This is a genomic window from Pantoea graminicola (assembly GCF_048452665.1).
Lineage (GTDB): Bacteria > Pseudomonadota > Gammaproteobacteria > Enterobacterales > Enterobacteriaceae > Pantoea.
Genome location: NZ_JBLWSJ010000004.1, coordinates 47,817 through 65,548, shown reverse-complemented (window position 1 = coordinate 65,548; position 17,732 = coordinate 47,817). Strand labels below are relative to the sequence as shown.

General features: G+C 58.1%; 15 protein-coding genes. 2 read left to right on the top strand and 13 right to left on the bottom strand.

Annotated elements, in window-relative coordinates; all coding sequences use genetic code 11:
- Nucleotides 1-39 precede the first annotated feature (39 nt).
- On the bottom strand, nucleotides 40-789 hold the full coding sequence (gene yjfP / locus ACNY69_RS10905; protein WP_293774401.1) for an esterase: 750 nt from the start codon (nucleotides 787-789) through the stop codon (nucleotides 40-42).
- 158 nt (nucleotides 790-947) lie between these two features.
- On the opposite strand from yjfP, the gene ACNY69_RS10900 reads away from it, so the two are divergent.
- A complete protein-coding gene (locus ACNY69_RS10900; protein ID WP_111139222.1) occupies nucleotides 948-2,879 on the top strand; it encodes a methyl-accepting chemotaxis protein in 1,932 nt (643 codons plus the stop codon).
- Between the two features lie 56 nt (nucleotides 2,880-2,935).
- Nucleotides 2,936-3,262: a biofilm peroxide resistance protein BsmA gene (gene bsmA / locus ACNY69_RS10895; RefSeq protein ID WP_111139221.1), complete on the top strand. Its 327-nt coding sequence runs from the start codon at nucleotides 2,936-2,938 to the stop codon at nucleotides 3,260-3,262.
- On the opposite strand, the gene ACNY69_RS10890 is transcribed toward bsmA, so the two are convergent.
- The 12 genes from ACNY69_RS10890 to mutL form a co-directional block, all read right to left on the bottom strand.
- The gene (locus ACNY69_RS10890; protein WP_111139220.1) at nucleotides 3,236-4,864 is read right to left on the bottom strand and encodes an isovaleryl-CoA dehydrogenase; all 1,629 of its coding nucleotides are present in this window, start codon (nucleotides 4,862-4,864) and stop codon (nucleotides 3,236-3,238) included. The genes bsmA and ACNY69_RS10890 overlap by 27 nt on opposite strands.
- Before the next feature lie 95 nt (nucleotides 4,865-4,959).
- Nucleotides 4,960-5,694, bottom strand: a complete 735-nt coding sequence (rlmB, locus tag ACNY69_RS10885; protein WP_111139219.1) for a 23S rRNA (guanosine(2251)-2'-O)-methyltransferase RlmB — start codon at nucleotides 5,692-5,694, stop codon at nucleotides 4,960-4,962.
- Nucleotides 5,695-5,775: 81 nt separating this feature from the next.
- A complete protein-coding gene (rnr, locus tag ACNY69_RS10880; protein WP_111139218.1) occupies nucleotides 5,776-8,271 on the bottom strand; it encodes a ribonuclease R in 2,496 nt (831 codons plus the stop codon).
- Nucleotides 8,272-8,287: 16 nt separating this feature from the next.
- Nucleotides 8,288-8,731: a nitric oxide-sensing transcriptional repressor NsrR gene (gene nsrR, locus ACNY69_RS10875; RefSeq protein ID WP_111139217.1), complete on the bottom strand. Its 444-nt coding sequence runs from the start codon at nucleotides 8,729-8,731 to the stop codon at nucleotides 8,288-8,290.
- A gap of 218 nt (nucleotides 8,732-8,949) precedes the next feature.
- Nucleotides 8,950-10,248, bottom strand: coding sequence for an adenylosuccinate synthase (locus ACNY69_RS10870; RefSeq protein ID WP_293774396.1), 1,299 nt, complete (start codon nucleotides 10,246-10,248; stop codon nucleotides 8,950-8,952).
- 166 nt (nucleotides 10,249-10,414) lie between these two features.
- On the bottom strand, nucleotides 10,415-10,615 hold the full coding sequence (locus ACNY69_RS10865; RefSeq protein ID WP_111139215.1) for a DUF2065 domain-containing protein: 201 nt from the start codon (nucleotides 10,613-10,615) through the stop codon (nucleotides 10,415-10,417).
- Between the two features lie 55 nt (nucleotides 10,616-10,670).
- Entirely contained in the window at nucleotides 10,671-11,675 is a 1,005-nt protein-coding gene (hflC, locus tag ACNY69_RS10860; protein ID WP_111139214.1) for a protease modulator HflC, read from the bottom strand.
- A 3-nt stretch (nucleotides 11,676-11,678) separates the two neighbouring features.
- Complete coding sequence (hflK, locus tag ACNY69_RS10855) at nucleotides 11,679-12,917, bottom strand: FtsH protease activity modulator HflK (RefSeq protein ID WP_111139213.1); 1,239 nt, start codon at nucleotides 12,915-12,917, stop codon at nucleotides 11,679-11,681.
- Between the two features lie 227 nt (nucleotides 12,918-13,144).
- On the bottom strand, nucleotides 13,145-14,425 hold the full coding sequence (hflX, locus tag ACNY69_RS10850; protein ID WP_293774393.1) for a ribosome rescue GTPase HflX: 1,281 nt from the start codon (nucleotides 14,423-14,425) through the stop codon (nucleotides 13,145-13,147).
- A 72-nt stretch (nucleotides 14,426-14,497) separates the two neighbouring features.
- Nucleotides 14,498-14,815 carry an RNA chaperone Hfq gene (hfq, locus tag ACNY69_RS10845; RefSeq protein ID WP_111139211.1) on the bottom strand — a complete coding sequence of 106 codons (318 nt, stop codon included), beginning with the start codon at nucleotides 14,813-14,815 and terminating at the stop codon, nucleotides 14,498-14,500.
- Nucleotides 14,816-14,918: 103 nt separating this feature from the next.
- Nucleotides 14,919-15,869 carry a tRNA (adenosine(37)-N6)-dimethylallyltransferase MiaA gene (gene miaA / locus ACNY69_RS10840; RefSeq protein ID WP_293774390.1) on the bottom strand — a complete coding sequence of 317 codons (951 nt, stop codon included), beginning with the start codon at nucleotides 15,867-15,869 and terminating at the stop codon, nucleotides 14,919-14,921.
- The gene (mutL, locus tag ACNY69_RS10835; RefSeq protein ID WP_293774388.1) at nucleotides 15,862-17,727 is read right to left on the bottom strand and encodes a DNA mismatch repair endonuclease MutL; all 1,866 of its coding nucleotides are present in this window, start codon (nucleotides 17,725-17,727) and stop codon (nucleotides 15,862-15,864) included. Before mutL ends, miaA begins: the two co-directional genes overlap by 8 nt.
- Between the last annotated feature and the right edge of the window lie 5 nt (nucleotides 17,728-17,732).

The window sequence follows — 17,732 nt, the reverse complement described above, 5'->3', positions numbered from 1 at the left end:
AACGTAACGGGCGGCAGCATGACGCGCCGCCCGTCTGTTTTACAGATGATGAGTGAAAAAACGCACCAGCGCCGTCAGGGCCGACGGAGTGATCTTGTGCCCGATGGCTTTTTCTGACAGCGCGGTCAGATGCTGCGCCAGACCGTTGTCACGCAGCGCCTTCTCCAGCCGCACGCTTTCCGCCCAGGGCACGACCTCATCCGCCTCACCATGCCACAGCAGCAGCGGACGGTCGGCCAGCGCCTCCAGCCGGTTGCAGGGATCATACTCCGCCAGCGGTGCCATGCGGGCGTCGAATGCCGCCTTTCGCGCCGGTGTGTCGGCCACCTGCGGCGGAAACAGCGACTGGCTGAGCTGCATAAAATAGCCTGACCCCATCATACAGGCGACGCTGCAGATCTGCGGATAACGCACCATTGCCCCCAGCGCCGTCATGCCACCCATCGACGCCCCCGCCACCGCAAAACGTTCCTCCGCGATCAGGTGACTGTCACGCAGCGCGGCTTCCAGCTGCGGCAGCTCATCAATGTTCTGTTTCAGGATCTCCCAGAAGCGGTCGAGGCGGGTCTCTGCGTCACCGTAATAACGCGCACCGTGCAGCTCGGCGTCCGGCATCACCGCCCGGAATCCCGCCTGCGCCAGGGCCACGGCGAAGTAGGCATAGACCTCTTTAGAGGAGGTAAACCCGTGATAAAACAGCACAGTGGGCAGGGGCTGATGGCGTTGTCCGGCGGGCGCGGCGTGCAGGCATTCGATACCGGCCAGCGTGTCGGTGGTGAGTTCGATCATGGTCTCTCCTGAAAGGGGAAAAACAGGGAGTTCAAGTGTACGTCCTGCACAGGCGTTTGCGAAATGTCCTGCGCGACGAACGCCGCAGACATCGCGCTAAACTTTTTCCGCGCGTTGCCGTTGATGGTGTACCCCTCTAACTTATTCAAAGGTAATTTATGAAGCGTCTCTCTCTCAGCGGACTGAGTCTTGGCGTTAAGCTGTCAGTTATGACGTCCCTGAGCGTAGCGCTGTTGCTGCTGGTTCTGACACTGACTCAGAGCCACAACGCCTCGCGCCAGCTGGAAAATCTCGCCATCGATGACATGCACAATCAGGTGCAGGGCATCAGTGAAATGGCCACTATGTTCAACGCCACCCTGACCGAAGAGGTCACACACTACACCAGTCTGTTTACCAGCTTCCTGCCCAGGCGTTTCAGCCTGGATGAAACCGCCAGGGTGCAGGTGGGCGACTTTTCGACGCCGGTGCTGCGCGCCGGATTAAAGACGCTGAACCTCGATCAGACCGCCGTCGACGATTTCACCGAACGCACTGCCGCCGTTGCCACCATTTTCGTGCGTGACGGCGATGATTTTATCCGTATCTCAACCTCGCTGAAAAAGCAGGATGGCAGTCGGGCGATTGGCACCCAGCTCGATCGCAGTGGCGCGGCATGGAAAAGCGTTCATCAGGGCAATGTGTATCAGGGTCTGGCGACGCTGTTTGGCCATCGCTACATCACACAATATCAGCCGGTCAAAGATGAGAGTGGCAGAGTCGTCGCGATCCTGTTTGTCGGCGTAGGAATCGATAAGCAGTATGCGCTGATGCGTGAAAAGATCCTGGCGCGTCGGCTGGGCGACAGCGGTCGCTTCTTTGTGCTTAACGGCACCCCCGGCAAGTCACAGGGCGAGTATCTGTTCGCACAGGAAAACGAAGGGAAACAGCCCGCATGGGACAGCGCCATCTTAACGCCGCTGCTGACGCAGTCGCAGGGCATGCAGCAGGTGGAGATCGAGGGTGAGCATAAAATTCTGGCATGGCAGCAGCTGCCGGGCTGGAACTGGGTCATCACCGGCGAAGTCAACCGGGCCAGCCTGCTCGCACCGATCATGCAGAGCCGCAATCTGTTCCTGATGACCGGACTGGTGCTGGTCGTCATCTTTGCGCTGGGGTTTGTCTGGTACAGCCGCCGGGCGATTACCCGTCCGCTGCAGCAGGTCATTCATCTGGCAGAGCAGTATGCCGCTGGTAATCTGCAGGTTCACATGGAGACCCCGCGCCGTGACGAAGTGGGCCAGCTGATCATCGCCATTAACGGCATTGGCGATGGCCTGGAGAAGATCGTCAGTCAGGTGCGTGGTGCCGCCCAGGAGATCAGCCAGGGCACCGACACCATCGCAGCCAGCAGTCATAACATCAGCGAGCAGATCGGCCGTCAGGCCAGCAGCGTGGAGGAGACCTCCGCCAGCATGGAGCAGTTTGGTGCCACGGTTGAGCACACTGCGGACAGCCTCCGGCAGGCGATGTCACTGGTGGCCGAAGCCAGCGAGATCGTCAGCCACGGCAGCCAGACGGTAACGCGCTCGGTCAGCACTATGTCAGCCATCAAGGTTTCCTCGCAAAGCATTGCGGACATTACTCACGTCATTGAGTCGATCGCCTTCCAGACCAATATCCTGGCGCTGAACGCCGCGGTGGAAGCCGCGCGTGCCGGTGAACAGGGGCGCGGTTTTGCGGTGGTCGCCGCCGAGGTGCGCGCGCTGGCGCAGCGTTCTGCGCAGGCCGCTAAAGAGATTGACGGGCTGATTGCCACCTCCATTGGCAACGTGGCGGAGGGTCATCAGCTGTCTGAGCAGACGCGCGAGGCGATGAGCAACATTGTGACGCACATTGAGCAGGTGCAGGCGCTGATGGGCGAAATCAACGTGGCGGCGCAGCAGCAGGCGGCGGGCATCGGTCAGGTCAATCTGGCGATGAACCAGATCAGCCAGGCCACGCACCAGAACAGCGAACTGGTGGCCCAGGCGGAGAACAGCGCACAGAGCCTGAGCGATAAAGGGCATCACCTGACGCAGCTGGTCAGCGTGTTCAGCCTGAAATCCTGACGGCGTTCAGGGCGATGACGTACACTTACTGTTTCGTCCTGAACAGGAGTATTGCTATGCGTTCCGCTTATTTACTGGTGATGAGCCTGCTGCTGGCAGGCTGTTCCGCGCTGGAGACGACGCCTAAAGCGCCGCCCGCGCCGACGTCGCAGGCGCAGGAGATCTCACGGGCACAGAGTGGCGGATTACCGAAGCTGGGCAACATTACCGTTAACGTGCACGGATCGCCGGATGACGCCCAGCGGGCCGTTGCCGCTCAGGCGAATCAGGCTGGCGCCGCTTACTATCAGATTGTGATGCTGAGCGAAACGGTTATGCCGGGCTTATGGTACGCCAGCGCAATCCTCTATGGCGCCTCACCGGCCGCAGGCGCGCGCCAGTAGTCGTTCGGTCACGACCGGATCGAGCGGACGCAGACCGCGGGGATCGAGCCACTGCTGGCACCACGCATCGGCCAGCGGTGGTTCGGCATGTTTCAGCAGCTGCGCGCCCGTCGCCAGCTGCAGCAGCGCGCAGGTCACCTCGCGCGCCTGCTCTTCGGGCACCTGACGGAGTTTCAGCCGCAGCTGACGCCAGCGGGCATCGAAGTGACGATTGCTTCCTTTCACCGCCTCAAACTCCTGATTCAGCATCGTCATCACCTCTGCATGGCGGGCGAGCACACGCAGGACATCCAGGCACATGACGTTGCCCGATCCCTCCCAGATACTGTTGACCGGCATATCGCGATAGAGACGAGGCAGTTCACTCGCTTCGCAGTAGCCGATCCCCCCCAGCACTTCCATCGACTCTGCCACAAACGGCATCCCCGCTTTGCAGATCTGATATTTCGCCGCTGGCGTCATCAGCCGGGCAAAGGTGACCTCATGCGCGTTTGCCGGTTGTGACCAGGCGCGCGCCAGCCGCATCAGCAGCGCGGTCTGTCCCTCCAGCTGCAGCGCCTGCCGGGCCAGCACCTGACGCATCAGGGGTTGTTCCAGCAGCGTCTTGCCCATCACCTGGCGCTGATGGGCATGCCAGAGCGCCACCGAGAAGGCGCGTCGCATCTGCCCATGACTGCCGAGTGCGCAGTCGAAGCGCGTCATCCCCCCCATTTTCAGGATCAGCCGCACACCTTCGCCCTCTTCCCCCAGCAGCCAGCCGGTGGCATCGCGGAACTCCACCTCGCCGCTGGCATTTGAGCGATTACCCAGTTTATCTTTGAGCTGTTCAAGCTGAATGGCGTTGCGGGTTCCGTCAGGCAGCAGACGCGGCAGGAAGAAGCAGCTTAATCCGGCAGGTGTCTGAGCCAGCACCAGATGCGCATCGCTCTGCGGCACGGAGAAGAACCATTTGTGACCGGTCAGCCGGTACGCCTCACCGGGGCCGCGCGCCGCAAGCGGTTCCGCGCGGGTGGTGCTGATGAGCAGATCGCTGCCGCCCTGCTTTTCTGTCATCCCCATCCCGATCAGCAGCCCACGCTTCTGGTCGCCGGGCTGGGCATGGGTGTCGTAACGATCGCTGAGCAGCGGATCGAGCCAGCCCTCAAACAGGGCGGGCAGCCAGCGCTGAAGCAGCGGAATCGCCGCGTGCGTCATGGTCATCGGGCAGAGGGTACCCGCCTCTACCTGGGCGTGCAGAATAAAGCGCGCCGCGCGCGCCACCCCGGCCTGCTCCCGCACCGTCGGCTGCCAGCTGAGGTTATGCAACCGACTGGCACAGACGCCCTGCATCAGCAGGTGCCAGGCAGGATGAAAACGGACCTCATCCAGACGTTCGCCACGGGTGTCGTAGCGCAGCAGTTCGGGCGGTTCCGCATTGGCCAGCCGGCCCAGCTCCAGCGACTCGGCGCTGCCCAGTTGCTGGCCCACCGACGCCAGCCACTCCCGGTCCCAGCCTGCGCCTTCGCGGGAGAGTGCCTCGCCGAGCGGCGTATCAGACAGGAAGAGGTTGCTGTTGCTCAGAGGATGGGGCTGATTAAAAACGGTGTGTGTTGTCCAGGTCATAACCACTCCTCACGGATGTCACTCAGTAATTATGCGAATGACGCGCGGTTATGCCTGGCACAGAAACTAATTTGTGGCGAGGATCACAGGGGACATCAGGCGTTGCGCTGGCGCACCGCTTCAAACAGACAGACACCGGTCGCGACCGACACATTCAGTGAAGAGACGCTGCCCGCCATCGGAATGCTGATCAGCTCATCGCAATGCTCGCGCGTCAGACGGCGCATTCCTTCGCCTTCCGCGCCCATCACCAGCGCCATCGGGCCGGTCATTTTGCTCTGGAAGACCGTATGGTCGGCCTCACCTGCGGTGCCGACCACCCAGATATTGTACTCCTGCAGCAGACGCAGCGTCCGGGCCAGGTTAGTCACGCGGATCAAGGGCACACTTTCGGCCGCACCGCTGGCCACTTTTTTAGCGGTAGCATTCAGCGGCGCAGAGCGATCTTTCGGCACGATGACCGCGTGTACGCCCGCCGCATCGGCGCTGCGCAGGCAGGCACCCAGGTTGTGCGGATCGGTGACGCCATCCAGCACCAGCAGGAACGGTTTTTCCAGGCTCTGCAGCAGGTCCGGCAGGTCGCCCTCCTGATACTGACGGCCAGGCTTCACCCGGGCGATGATGCCCTGATGAACACCGCCTTCGACCTGGCTGTCGAGCCATTTACGGTCCGCCAGCTGAATCACGATCCCCTGAGCTTCCAGCGCGGCGACCACGGGTTGCAGGCGACGATCGTCGCGGCCTTTGAGGATAAAGACTTCCTGGAAACGTTGTGGGTTACGTTCCAGCAGCGCCTGCACGGCGTGGATACCAAAAATAATTTCGCTCATCGATCTGCTCAGTGTTTGGATAGGAATGAATAACCGCCCTCTCTCCGGGAAGAGAGGGCGGATGCGCGTATCAGGTCAGGCTCAGCTCTCAGGCTCAGCCTTTTTCCTGGCGCGCTTTGCCTTGGTGGCGGCGGCGATTTTACGGGTTTTTTCCGAGACGTTTTTACTTTTTTTCCCGCCACTTCCGGCATCGGGCTTGCCCTTGTTACCGCGGAACGCAGCATCCGGCTCAAAATTGGACTTCCGGCTCACGTTACGACGACGTTTTGCGGGCGCCTGATCGTCACGCTTCGCGCGGTCACGCGCGGTTTTGCCTTCGCCACGCACCTGGCGCTGGCTGGAAATCAGGGCAAAGTCGATCTTACGTTCGTCCATATGAACCGCTTCCACTCGAACCTCGACCGCGTCACCCAGACGATAGGTGCGGCCGCCGGATTCGCCGATCAGACGCTGACCCACCGGGTCAAAACGGTAGTAGTCGTTGTCCAGCGTAGACACATGGACCAGACCATCGATAAAGAGATCGCTTAAGCGCACAAAGAAGCCAAAGCCGGTGACGCTGGAGATCACGCCGTTGAAGACGTTGCCGACCTGATCCTGCATAAAGTCACACTTAAGCCAGTCCGCGACGTCGCGCGTCGCTTCGTCGGCGCGGCGTTCGGTCAGGGAGCAGTGCAGACCCAGCTGCAGCATCTGCGGCATGTCGTAGTGATAGCCGCCGGTCGCCGTCGTCATATCACTGGCTACGCTGCGCTCTTTCGGCATGAGGTATTTGATCGCACGCTGAACCAGCCCTTTCCCCTGATCCTGCTCTTTGGCCAGCAGATATTTGATGGCGCGGTGCAGCGTCAGATCCGGGTAACGCCGAATCGGCGACGTGAAGTGAGCATACGACGAGAGCGCCAGACCGAAGTGGCCACGGTTTTCCGGGTCGTACACGGCCTGCTTCATGGAGCGCAGCAGCATGGTTTGCAGCATCTCCGCATCAGGACGGTCGGCCACCTGCTTCAGCAGGGCCGCGTAGTCAACAGGCTGCGGTTTGTTGCCGCCCGGCAGGCTCAGACCCAGCTCGTTGAGCACGGTCCGGAAGCTCTTGATGCTCTCATCCGTCGGGCGATCGTGGTCGCGGAACAGCGCAGGCTCCTGATTTTTCTCCACGAAGCGTGCCGAGGCGATGTTAGCCAGGATCATGCACTCTTCGATCAGCTTGTGTGCGTCATTGCGCGAGGCGCGTTCAACCCGCTCGATACGACGCTCGGCGTTGAAAATAAACTTCGCCTCTTCCGTTTCAAAGGAGATGCCGCCGCGCTCTTCGCGGGCCGCATCCAGCACCTGATAGAGGTTGTGCAGCTCTTCCAGGTCTTTGACCAGCGGCGCATAGTGCTGACGCAGCTCTTTGTCACCCTGCAGGATGTTCCAGACCTTGTTGTAGGTCAGACGCGCATGGGAGTTCATCACCGCTTCGTAGTGTTTGAAGCCGGTGAGTTTACCTTTGCTGGAAATGGTCATTTCACAGACCATACAGAGGCGATCGACCTGCGGGTTGAGCGAACATAAGCCGTTGGAGAGCACTTCCGGCAGCATCGGTACGACCTGCGACGGGAAGTAGACCGAGGTGCCACGCTGATGCGCTTCGTTATCCAGAGGCGTGCCAGGACGAACGTAGTAGCTGACATCGGCGATAGCGACCCAGAGACGCCATCCGCCACCGCGTTTTTTCTCGCAGTAAACGGCATCGTCGAAGTCACGGGCATCTTCACCATCGATGGTGACCAGCGGCAGCTTACGCAGGTCGACGCGACCTTTTTTCGCCTCTTCCGGGACCTCCTCTTTGAGCTGGCTGACCTGCGCTTCCACTTCCGGCGGCCAGGTGTGCGGGATCTCATGGGTGCGCAGCGCCATATCGACGGCCAGGCTGGTACCCATATCGTCGCCCAGGATCTCGGTCACTTTACCGATCGCTTTGCTGCGACGGTTCGGACGCTGAACCAGCTCGACCACCACCACAGAACCCATGCGGGCGTTCATCGTCTCTTCCGGTGGAATAAGAATATCGAAACTCAGGCGGCTGTCGTCGGGCACCACGAAGCCCGCTCCGGCATCGGTAAAGTAGCGGCCAACGATCTGATTGTTGCGCGGCTCCTGCACGCGAACCACGCGCGCTTCGCGACGGCCTTTGCGATCGGCACCCAGCGGTTGCGCCAGGATCACATCCCCGTGCATACAGAATTTCATCTGTTCGGCAGAGAGGTAGAGGTCATCTTTCTGACCTTCAGCCCGCAGGAAACCATAGCCATCACGATGGCCGATCACTTTACCGCGCAGAAGATCAAGCCGTTCTGGCAGCGCATAGCACTGACGGCGGGTGAAGACCAGCTGACCATCGCGCTCCATCGCGCGAAGGCGGCGACGCAGCGCCTCAAGGTGCTCTTCGTCGTGCAGATTCATCTCTTCAGCCAGCTCTTCACGGCTGGCCGGTTTTTCACGTTTCTCTAACAGCGCCAGAATAAATTCACGGCTTGGAATAGGGTTTTCGTATTTTTCAGCTTCTCTATCCTGAAAAGGATCTTTTGACATAACGGTTCCTCCGATGTCATTTAATATTTATTTCCGCTGGCGACAGGGACAGGATGATTTCATAAAGTGGTGTATTCCCTTCAACCAAATCTGCCAGCGTATAGCTATCCAGCTCCTGCAAAAATCGCTGTACTGCATCATGCAGCGCCTGCTTAAGACGGCAGGCTGGCGTAATAGCACAGGAGGCACAATCCACTAATTGTAGTGGCTCCATTTTTCGTACGACATCGCCAATCACAATCTCACGGGGCGACATCCCCAGGCGAATCCCGCCATTTTTACCGCGTGTGGCTGCGACATACCCTTCCCGGCTCAGCTGATTAATGATTTTGACCATGTGGTTACGTGACAAACCGTAGGTGTTCGTCACTTCAGTAATATTGGTCTGCTGGCCTTCGGGCAGGGAGGCCAGATAAATCAGGGCCCGCAGGCCATAATCAGTAAAACTTGTGAGCTGCACAGTAACCTCAGTGAACCTTCAGGCACGACATTGCATAAATCGCCTTAGGGTTGATATCAGGATTAAATCGGATCGCCATTCGATTAACTACGATGATAAACCAGTGTCTGATTTGACGTGCGTTTTTTTCAGCCAGCACAGGATTTGACAAGCGAAGGGAGATTAAGTGGCATCAGAGAGTGGAAAAACAAGGGCCGGACAGTGTCCGGCCTGAATGATTACGCGTCAAACGGATCGCGCAGAATCATTGTTTCACTGCGATCGGGACCGGTTGAGATGATATCAATCGGCACACCGGTCACCTCTTCCACACGCTTGATGTAATCGCGTGCAGCCTGAGGCAGGCCTTCCAGCGTCTTCACGCCAAATGTTTTCTCGCTCCAGCCTGGCAGAGTTTCGTAGACCGGCTCAATGCCTTCCCAGTTCTCTGCGGCCAGGGGTGTAGTAGTCACTTCGCGGCCATCAGGCATACGATAGGCCACGCAGATTTTCACCTCTTTCAGACCATCCAGCACGTCCAGCTTGGTCATGCAGAAACCTGACAGAGAGTTAATCTGAACAGCGCGGCGAACGGCGACCGCATCCAGCCAGCCGGTACGACGACGACGTCCGGTGGTTGCGCCAAACTCATGGCCCTGCGCACACAGGAACTCGCCGGTTTCATCAAACAGTTCGGTCGGGAATGGACCTGCACCGACGCGGGTTGAGTAAGCTTTTACGATACCCAGCACGTAATCCACATAACGCGGACCGATACCTGAACCGGTTGCCACGCCGCCTGCGGTCGTGTTGGATGACGTTACATACGGATAGGTGCCGTGATCAATATCCAGCAGCGTACCCTGTGCGCCTTCAAACATGATCAGGTCGCCACGCTTACGCGCCGTGTCCAGCAGCTCAGAGACGTCAACCACCATGCCAGTCAGGATGTCGGCGACTTCCATCACATCGCTGAGCACTTTATCGAAGTCAACGGCCGGCTCTTTGTAGTACTCGACCAGCTGGAAGTTGTAGAAATCGACGACTTCTTTCAGCTTGGCAGCAAAGGTTTCTTTGTTAAAGAGGTCGCTGACGCGCAGTGCGCGGCGCGCAACTTTATCTTCATAAGCCGGTCCGATGCCACGACCGGTGGTACCGATCGCTTTCGCACCACGCGCACGTTCACGCGCCATATCCATCGCAACGTGATATTGCAGGATCAGCGGACAGGCTTCAGAAATCAGCAGACGTTCACGTACCGGAATCCCGCGCGCTTCCAGGCCTTTCATCTCTTTCATTAAGGCTTCAGGAGAGAGCACTACGCCGTTACCAATGATGCTGGTCACGTTATCGCGCAGAATGCCAGAAGGGATCAGGTGGAGGACGGTTTTTTCACCGTTGATGACAAGCGTGTGGCCCGCATTGTGGCCGCCTTGATAACGCACAACGTAATTCGCGCGTTCAGTCAGAAGGTCTACAATCTTACCTTTACCTTCGTCACCCCATTGGGTGCCCAGTACGACGACGTTCTTACCCATTTCTCAAAATCACCGATTGCTTAAAAAAGGATTCTACCATCTGATCCCGTGGTTTTCAGCACTTTTAGCATACGATTGCGCGCTTTTTTGTCTGAGTTTTGCTCACTACAATATGTTGGGGATGCGCGCGGCAAAAGGCACAATTTAGCCGGTCTTAACCCTATGCTTACAGATTGCCGTGCAGACTGAGCATACAGTAGATGACCATCCCTGCGACCACCAGTCCGCCACCAAAGCGATGCAGCAGACGGTCGGGCAGCCGTGAGAGCGTCAGGATCCAGCGTCGCCACGCGCGCGGCATAAACATAGGCCCTAACCCTTCCAGCACCAATACCAGTGCCAGCGCCATCCAGATGCTTGTTTTCATGCTGATACCCAAAAAAAGGCCGACAACATTGTCGGCCCACAGGTTATATCAGTTCTTAACGTGTCGCGTTAGAGGGTGCCTTCATATATCGGAAGAAGTCGCTATCCGGGCTTAACACCATCACGTCCTGATTTTCGCTGAAGCTGTTTTCGTAAGCACGCAGGCTACGGATAAAGGCGTAGAAGTCAGGATCCTTGCTGAACGCATCCGCAAACAACCGGGCCGTTTCCGCATCGCCATCACCGCGGGTGATCAGCGCTTCACGCTGGGCTTCAGCCAGTGTACGGGTTACCTGGTAGTCCGCCTGGGCGCGCAGCTTTTCGGCCTCTTCCTGACCCTGCGAACGCTGGCTACGCGCGACCGCTTCACGTTCGGCACGCATACGGTTGAAGATCGCATCTGAGACTTCGGTCGGCAGATTGATCTGCTTGATACGCACATCCACCACCTGAATACCCAGCGCGGCCATGCTGTTCGGGTTTGGCGCTGGCTCGCTGCTGTTGGTTTCACGCTCGACGCGGGCCGCTGCGCTGGCAATCGCGTCATCCGCTGCTGGCGTGGCGATTTCATCATCGCTGCCCGCCGAACCGGTGTTCAGCGCATCGCGGACATCCGTCGTCAGGCGACCACGGGAGTCAGTGACGATATCTTTCACATCCAGACGGCCCATTTCAGAACGCAGGCGGTCACTGAACTTGCGTTTCAGCAGCACTTCCGCCTGAGAGACATCACCGCCACCCGTTGCCAGGTAGTAGCGACTGAAATCGCTGATACGCCACTTGATGTAGGAGTCCACGATCAGATCTTTCTTCTCTTTGGTGACGAAGCGATCGGCCTGGTTGTCCATGGTCTGAATACGTGCATCCAGCGTTTTAACCGTTTCCAGGAACGGGATCTTGAAGTGCAGGCCCGGCGCAAAGACCTGCGGCTTGTTTTCGCCATCACGCAGGACTTTACCAAAGCGCAGGACGATGCCCCGCTGCCCTTCCTGTACCACAAACAGCGACGCATAGAGCGCCACCAGCACGACAATGATCAAAAATACTATTGGCTTACGCATCGATTACTCTCTCCCTTCGCGCTGGCTGTCGCTGCGCTGAGCATTGGCCCGACGCTGATCCATGATGTTGTCCGGACTGTATGACGACGTGTCATTGCGGCTTGCGCTGCGGTCGGAGATGGCAGGCAGAGAAGCACCGTTCGCGCCCTTCTGACCGTTCTGGCCTGAAGAAGCCTGACCGCCACGCATCAGCTGATCCAGCGGCAGCATCATCAGGTTGTTACCCCGATCGTTAACCAGGACTTTGCGGGTATGGCTCAGCACACGCTCCATGGTTTCGATATACAGGCGCTCTTTGGTGATTTCCGGTGCGGCTTTATACTCCGGCAGGATCTTGGCAAAACGCGCCACTTCACCCTGCGCTTCCAGAACGGTCCGCTCTTTGTACGCACGCGCCTCTTCCAGAATACGTTGCGCCTGTCCATTAGCACGCGGCTGCACTTCATTCGCGTAGGCTTCGGCTTCGCGGACATACTGCTCACGGTTTTCGCGTGCAGCAATGGCGTCATCAAACGCGGACTTCACCTCTTCCGGCGGACGGGCAGCCTGGAAGTTGACGTCCAGCACCGCAATACCCATGTTATAAGGGCGGATTGTCTCGTCGATTTCACGCTGCGTATCGCTACGGACGACGGTACGGCCTTCTGTCAGGATGCGATCCATAGTAGAACGCCCGATCACGCCACGCAGGGCACTGTCGGTGGCCTGGCGCAGGCTGTCATCCGCGCTGGTCACCGCATAGAGATAGCGTTCAGGATCGGTCACGCGATACTGCACGTTCATCTCGACGCGAACCACGTTCTCGTCCGAGGTCAGCATCACGCCAGACGCCGCCAGCTCACGTACCGATTCGACGTTAACCGCACGCACCTGATCGATAAAGGTCGGCTTCCAGTTGAGGCCCGGCTCGACCAGATGGCTGAATTTACCGAAGCGCGTAACGACGCCACGCTCCGCTTCTTTAATAGTGTAGAAACCGCTGGCAGCCCAGATGACCACCGCAGCAACCGCCACGATGCCCACGATTTTGCCGCCGCTGCCAGAGCCGCGCTGACCATTGTCGCTCTGTTTGCCACCGCCCAGTCCACCAAGCTTCTTGCTCAGCTTACGGAAGATATCATCCAGATCAGGAGGCCCGGATTCCCGTCCTCCCTTATTCCCCCCAGAGTTGCCGCCTTGATTATTGCTGCTTCCCCACGGGTCGCGGTCCTGTCCGTTATTTCCGGGCTGATTCCACGCCATGTTTCTACTCCATTTATTGTAATTACGGTTTTTACCCTTCATTTTTCGGATTGCAGCAGTGTTGGCTGCCTTTGCTCACCCCGGCCACTTACCTGCGTAAGCGTCCGGCGATACACTCAGTTGCCGCCTTGCTGAAATCCGAGCTACCCGGGTAAATCCTGCGTATTCGGTCATGCAACGAAAATGCGACAATCTTCCATTTTTAAGGTAAATGCGTTTGGGCAATATCAAACAATGTAACTGGTCAGCGACGGTTCCTGTTTACATAAACGCATCCATTCAATAATGGGCATACGTATCTGCAATCCTACACTGCCGTCTTCTTCATTCCACTCTTTCTCAATCGCCTGCAGCTGATAGAAACGGCTGCGAAGTCGCCCCGCTTCCGGCGGCAGACGTAATGCGTGCTGGGCAATTTCACCCGACAGACGCTCAGACAGCGCCTGCCACAGCAACGGAATGCCTTCACCCGTCTGGGCAGACAGCCAGACGCGGACGGGCAGATTCTCTTCGTTGCGATCGATACGCGGTTCGAACCCGTCGAGCATATCGATTTTATTCATGACCAGTAACGTCGGGATTTCGTCCGCTTCAATCTCTTCCAGAACGGTATCGACGGCCGCGATATTCTCCGTGACGCGCAGGTCTGCGCCATCAATCACATGCAGTAACAGCGTCGCCTGACGGGTCTCCTGCAGCGTGGCCTTAAAAGCGGCAACCAGGTCGTGAGGAAGATGGCGGATAAAGCCGACGGTATCCGCCAGGACCACATCTCCGACATCGGCGACATTCAGACGGCGCAGCGTCGGGTCCAGCGTCGCAAACAGCTGATCTGCGGCAAAGACATTGGCCGATGTCATAGCATTAAACAGCGTCGACTTACCGGCGTTGGTATAGCCCACCAGCGACACGGTCGGGATGTCCGCTTTGGCTCGCGACTGACGTCCCTGCTCGCGCTGTTTTTCCACCCGCTCAAGACGGGACAGAATCTGGCTGATACGACCGCGCAACAGGCGGCGGTCGGTTTCTAACTGTGTTTCACCCGGACCGCGTAAGCCGATCCCGCCTTTCTGACGTTCAAGGTGAGTCCAGCCGCGCACCAGACGTGTGGCAAGATGGCGTAGCTGCGCCAGCTCAACCTGCAATTTACCTTCGTGGGTACGTGCGCGTTGGGCAAAGATATCCAGAATTAAACCGGTGCGATCAATAACCCGGCATTCGCACAGACGCTCAAGGTTTCTCTCCTGAGCGGGCGTAAGGGCATGATCGAATAATACGACCGATGCTCCAGTTGTTTTTACCGCATCGGCAATTTCAACGGCTTTTCCTTCACCGACAAAATACTTGGGGTGTGGCGCTTTACGACTGCCAGTGACCACTTGCAGCGCCTCAACGCCAGCAGAAGAGACCAGGGTTTCGAACTCCTGCAAATCTTCTACTTCTTTGTCTTGGGAGAACCAGATGTGTACCAGTACGGCCTGCTCACCGGCATCATAACGGTCAAACAAGCTATAACCTCGCTTAATAAAAGACCAGGACGGAAAACCGCTGTTCTCCGCACCTGGCTGTACGGCGACGCGTTATTCTGCGTGGTCACCGTCTTGTTGTGGCTGTGACTGTGGCTGTGCAGGTGTGTTGCTGCCACCGTGATGATAATTGTTGCTGCCGCCACCGGTATTATTGCTATGGTGAGAAACCGGGCGCGAAGGCACAACGGTAGAAATGGCGTGCTTATAAACCATCTGACTTACCGTGTTTTTCAGCAAGATGACGAACTGATCAAATGACTCAATCTGACCCTGCAACTTAATACCGTTAACCAGATAAATCGAAACCGGAACACGTTCACGACGCAGTGCGTTCAAAAACGGGTCTTGTAATGATTGCCCCTTAGCCATTCTATCTTTTCCTTATATGCTTGTTGTTTGTTGCTCGTAGAACCTATGGTTCTGAAAAAACTGCGTAAAAATTTGCGCACGATAACCCATCAATTGTACACAATCACCCATGCTTCGCACTAAGAACCTGTAACACTGTATCACGCGCCAGCCGGGGCTCGTCACTGTCAAGCCAGTGAACATTTTCCCAGCCACGTAACCATGTCATCTGTCGCTTAGCAAGCTGCCGGGTTGCGCAAATTCCCCGATAAACCATCTCGTCATAATCGATTTCGCCTGACAGATAAGACCACATCTGACGATAACCGACACACCGGATGGAAGGCATGTCCGTATGCAAATCACCTCGTGCAAACAGGGCCCGAGACTCCGCTTCAAATCCTGACGCCAACATCTGCTCAAAACGCAACGCGATGCGCTGGTGCAGCAGTTCGCGACTCGCGGGGGCGATGGCAAACTGGTACACGTCGTAGGGTAACGCTTCACCGGATGTTTTAGTCAGTTCCGTTAAAGTTTTACCCGAAATAAAAAAAACTTCCAGTGCTCGCGAAAGTCTCTGCGGATCATTCGGATGAATACGACTGCCGGCAACCGGGTCAATTTCACACAGCTGGCGGTGCAAAGCTTCCCAGCCTTTTTCACGCGCCGTTTGCTCTATCTGCTGACGCACCTCCGGATCGGCCGGGGGCAGCGGCGACAATCCTTCAAGTAACGCCTTGAAGTAGAGCATGGTTCCACCAACAAGCAGCGGTATTCGTCCGGCTGCAACGATCTCCGCCATTTCTGCTAACGCATCGCGCCGGAACTCCGCAGCCGAATAGGCCTCTGCGGGATCGCGAATGTCGAGCAGGCGATGGGGCGCCACGGCTAACTCCTCAGCCGACGGTTTCGCCGTGCCAATATCCATCTGACGATAGATTAAGGCGGAATCGACGCTGATTAGTTCCACTGGTAGCTGCTTACGCAGCTCGATGGCTAATGCCGTCTTGCCAGATGCCGTGGGTCCCATCAAAAAAATAGCCTTTGGCCGGCCAGCCTGGTTTAATTCACTCATGCTTCAACGCGTTCACCGCGCTCTCAATCTCTAGGGGCTGTAATAAGCCTGAAGGCGGCGATTTCAGTAACTGTGGGCAGAGCCGTTCAAGCTCAGCCAGCAGGTTAATCGCCTGTGAGTGATTCCAGCTGGAGGACTCTGTATCCTGCTGTCGCGCCAGCCACCGGGCCAGCTGCGTCGCAGAGTTCTCCTGCTGCCGGGCGAGATAGCCTAACAGCTCAGGAATCAAGATTTGTAAATTTTGTGTTCGTAACGGTAAAGGCACTGCGCGCAGGGTGACGTGGTCGCCATCGGCCTGAAGTTCGATGCCCATCTGATTGAGCAGGCTGCTATTTTTGCGGGCCGCCTCGCGTTCATCTTTGGCCATTTTCAGCCGCACGGGAATCAGCAGCGGCTGCGGTTTCAGCCCCTCTTCGCCCGGTTCCAGCTGCGCCTGTTTCAGCCAGCGCGCCGCCACCGGCAGCGCCATCAGCGAGAGCGTCTGATCCTGTTCCAGCAGCGCATAGTGGTGCTGCAGCACGGTCAGTACCCGGCCAAAACTCTGCGCATGGGCCGCCAGCGGCGAAGCCTTTTCGGTCCGGCGCGGTTCAGGCTCACGCGCGCCCGGCGGCGGCGCGCTGTCGACGGGCGTTTTCAGCAGCTGCTGGTACACCGCCCCTTCACGCTGCCGGTATAGGTTCTCTTTATTCTGCCAGGCCGGTGCCGCAGCGGGCGGCGTGTCCCGGGCGGGGGCAGACGGTTTGCGCTCCCCGGGTGACGACGCAGGCTGGGCGAAATGGTTGCCGCCAGCCGCCTGACGGTTTTCGGGCTGCCAGCGCGGAGCGGTTTCTTCAGCCTTCAGCGCAGGCAGCGCGGGTGTCGCAATCGCCTGCAGCACGCTGACTACGCCCTGATAGATAAAATCATGCACCAGGCGCGACTGGTGGAACCGGACTTCATGCTTGGCCGGATGGACGTTGACATCCACCTGGTGGGGATCGATCTCCAGATAGAGCACGTAGGCGGGCTGCTGATCATCCTGAAGCTGGGTCTGGAAGGCCTGGCGGATAGCATGGTTAATCAGCTTATCGCGCATCATCCGGCCGTTAACATAGCAGTATTGCAGCTCGGTCACCTGGCGCGACCCGGCCGGATCGGCTACCCAGCCGCGCAGCGCAAGTTCGTCGTGTTGCCAGTCGATGCGCAGCGCGTGCTGCATAAAGGTGGTGCCGCAAATTGCGGCCAGCCGCCGTTCGCGCTGACTCTCTTCGTTGACGGCGCGATACTGGCGCATCATTTTGCCGTTGTGACTCAGTGACAGGGCGACATCAAAACGTGCCAGCGCAATGCGACGGATCACTTCGTCGATATGCCCGAACTCGGTTTTCTCGGTGCGCATGAATCTGCGGCGTGCCGGCGTGTTGTAAAACAGATCCAGCACCTCCAGCGTGGTGCCACAGGGATGTGCCGCCGGTTTGACCGTCACTGCCATATCGCGCCCTTCGGCATAAGCCTGCCAGGCTTCACTCTGATCGGCAGTGCGGGAGGTGAGCGTCAGACGGGAGACCGAGCTGATACTGGCCAGAGCCTCACCCCGGAAGCCCAGGCTCATGATCGCCTCCAGGTCGTCCAGCGAGGCGATTTTACTGGTGGCGTGTCGGGCCAGCGCCATCGCCAGCTCGCTTTTCACGATGCCGCAGCCGTTGTCACGAATGCGGATCAGCTTCGCGCCGCCCTTCTCAATATCGATATCGATGCGCGTTGCGCCCGCATCCAGACTGTTCTCCACCAGCTCTTTAACAACCGAGGCAGGACGTTCAACCACTTCACCCGCTGCAATCTGGTTTGCCAGCTGAGGCGGTAAAATTTGTATCGGCATCGTGG

Excerpts from the sequence above, each read along its gene's own strand:
- yjfP (WP_293774401.1), bottom strand. The coding sequence starts at position 789 with ATGATCGAACTCACCACCGACACGCTGGCCGGTATCGAATGCCTGCAC.
- ACNY69_RS10900 (WP_111139222.1), top strand. The coding sequence starts at position 948 with ATGAAGCGTCTCTCTCTCAGCGGACTGAGTCTTGGCGTTAAGCTGTCA.
- bsmA (WP_111139221.1), top strand. The coding sequence starts at position 2,936 with ATGCGTTCCGCTTATTTACTGGTGATGAGCCTGCTGCTGGCAGGCTGT.
- ACNY69_RS10890 (WP_111139220.1), bottom strand. The coding sequence starts at position 4,864 with ATGACCTGGACAACACACACCGTTTTTAATCAGCCCCATCCTCTGAGC.
- rlmB (WP_111139219.1), bottom strand. The coding sequence starts at position 5,694 with ATGAGCGAAATTATTTTTGGTATCCACGCCGTGCAGGCGCTGCTGGAA.
- rnr (WP_111139218.1), bottom strand. The coding sequence starts at position 8,271 with ATGTCAAAAGATCCTTTTCAGGATAGAGAAGCTGAAAAATACGAAAAC.
- ACNY69_RS10870 (WP_293774396.1), bottom strand. The coding sequence starts at position 10,248 with ATGGGTAAGAACGTCGTCGTACTGGGCACCCAATGGGGTGACGAAGGT.
- ACNY69_RS10865 (WP_111139215.1), bottom strand. The coding sequence starts at position 10,615 with ATGAAAACAAGCATCTGGATGGCGCTGGCACTGGTATTGGTGCTGGAA.
- hflC (WP_111139214.1), bottom strand. The coding sequence starts at position 11,675 with ATGCGTAAGCCAATAGTATTTTTGATCATTGTCGTGCTGGTGGCGCTC.
- hflK (WP_111139213.1), bottom strand. The coding sequence starts at position 12,917 with ATGGCGTGGAATCAGCCCGGAAATAACGGACAGGACCGCGACCCGTGG.
- hfq (WP_111139211.1), bottom strand. The coding sequence starts at position 14,815 with ATGGCTAAGGGGCAATCATTACAAGACCCGTTTTTGAACGCACTGCGT.
- miaA (WP_293774390.1), bottom strand. The coding sequence starts at position 15,869 with ATGAGTGAATTAAACCAGGCTGGCCGGCCAAAGGCTATTTTTTTGATG.
- mutL (WP_293774388.1), bottom strand. The coding sequence starts at position 17,727 with ATGCCGATACAAATTTTACCGCCTCAGCTGGCAAACCAGATTGCAGCG.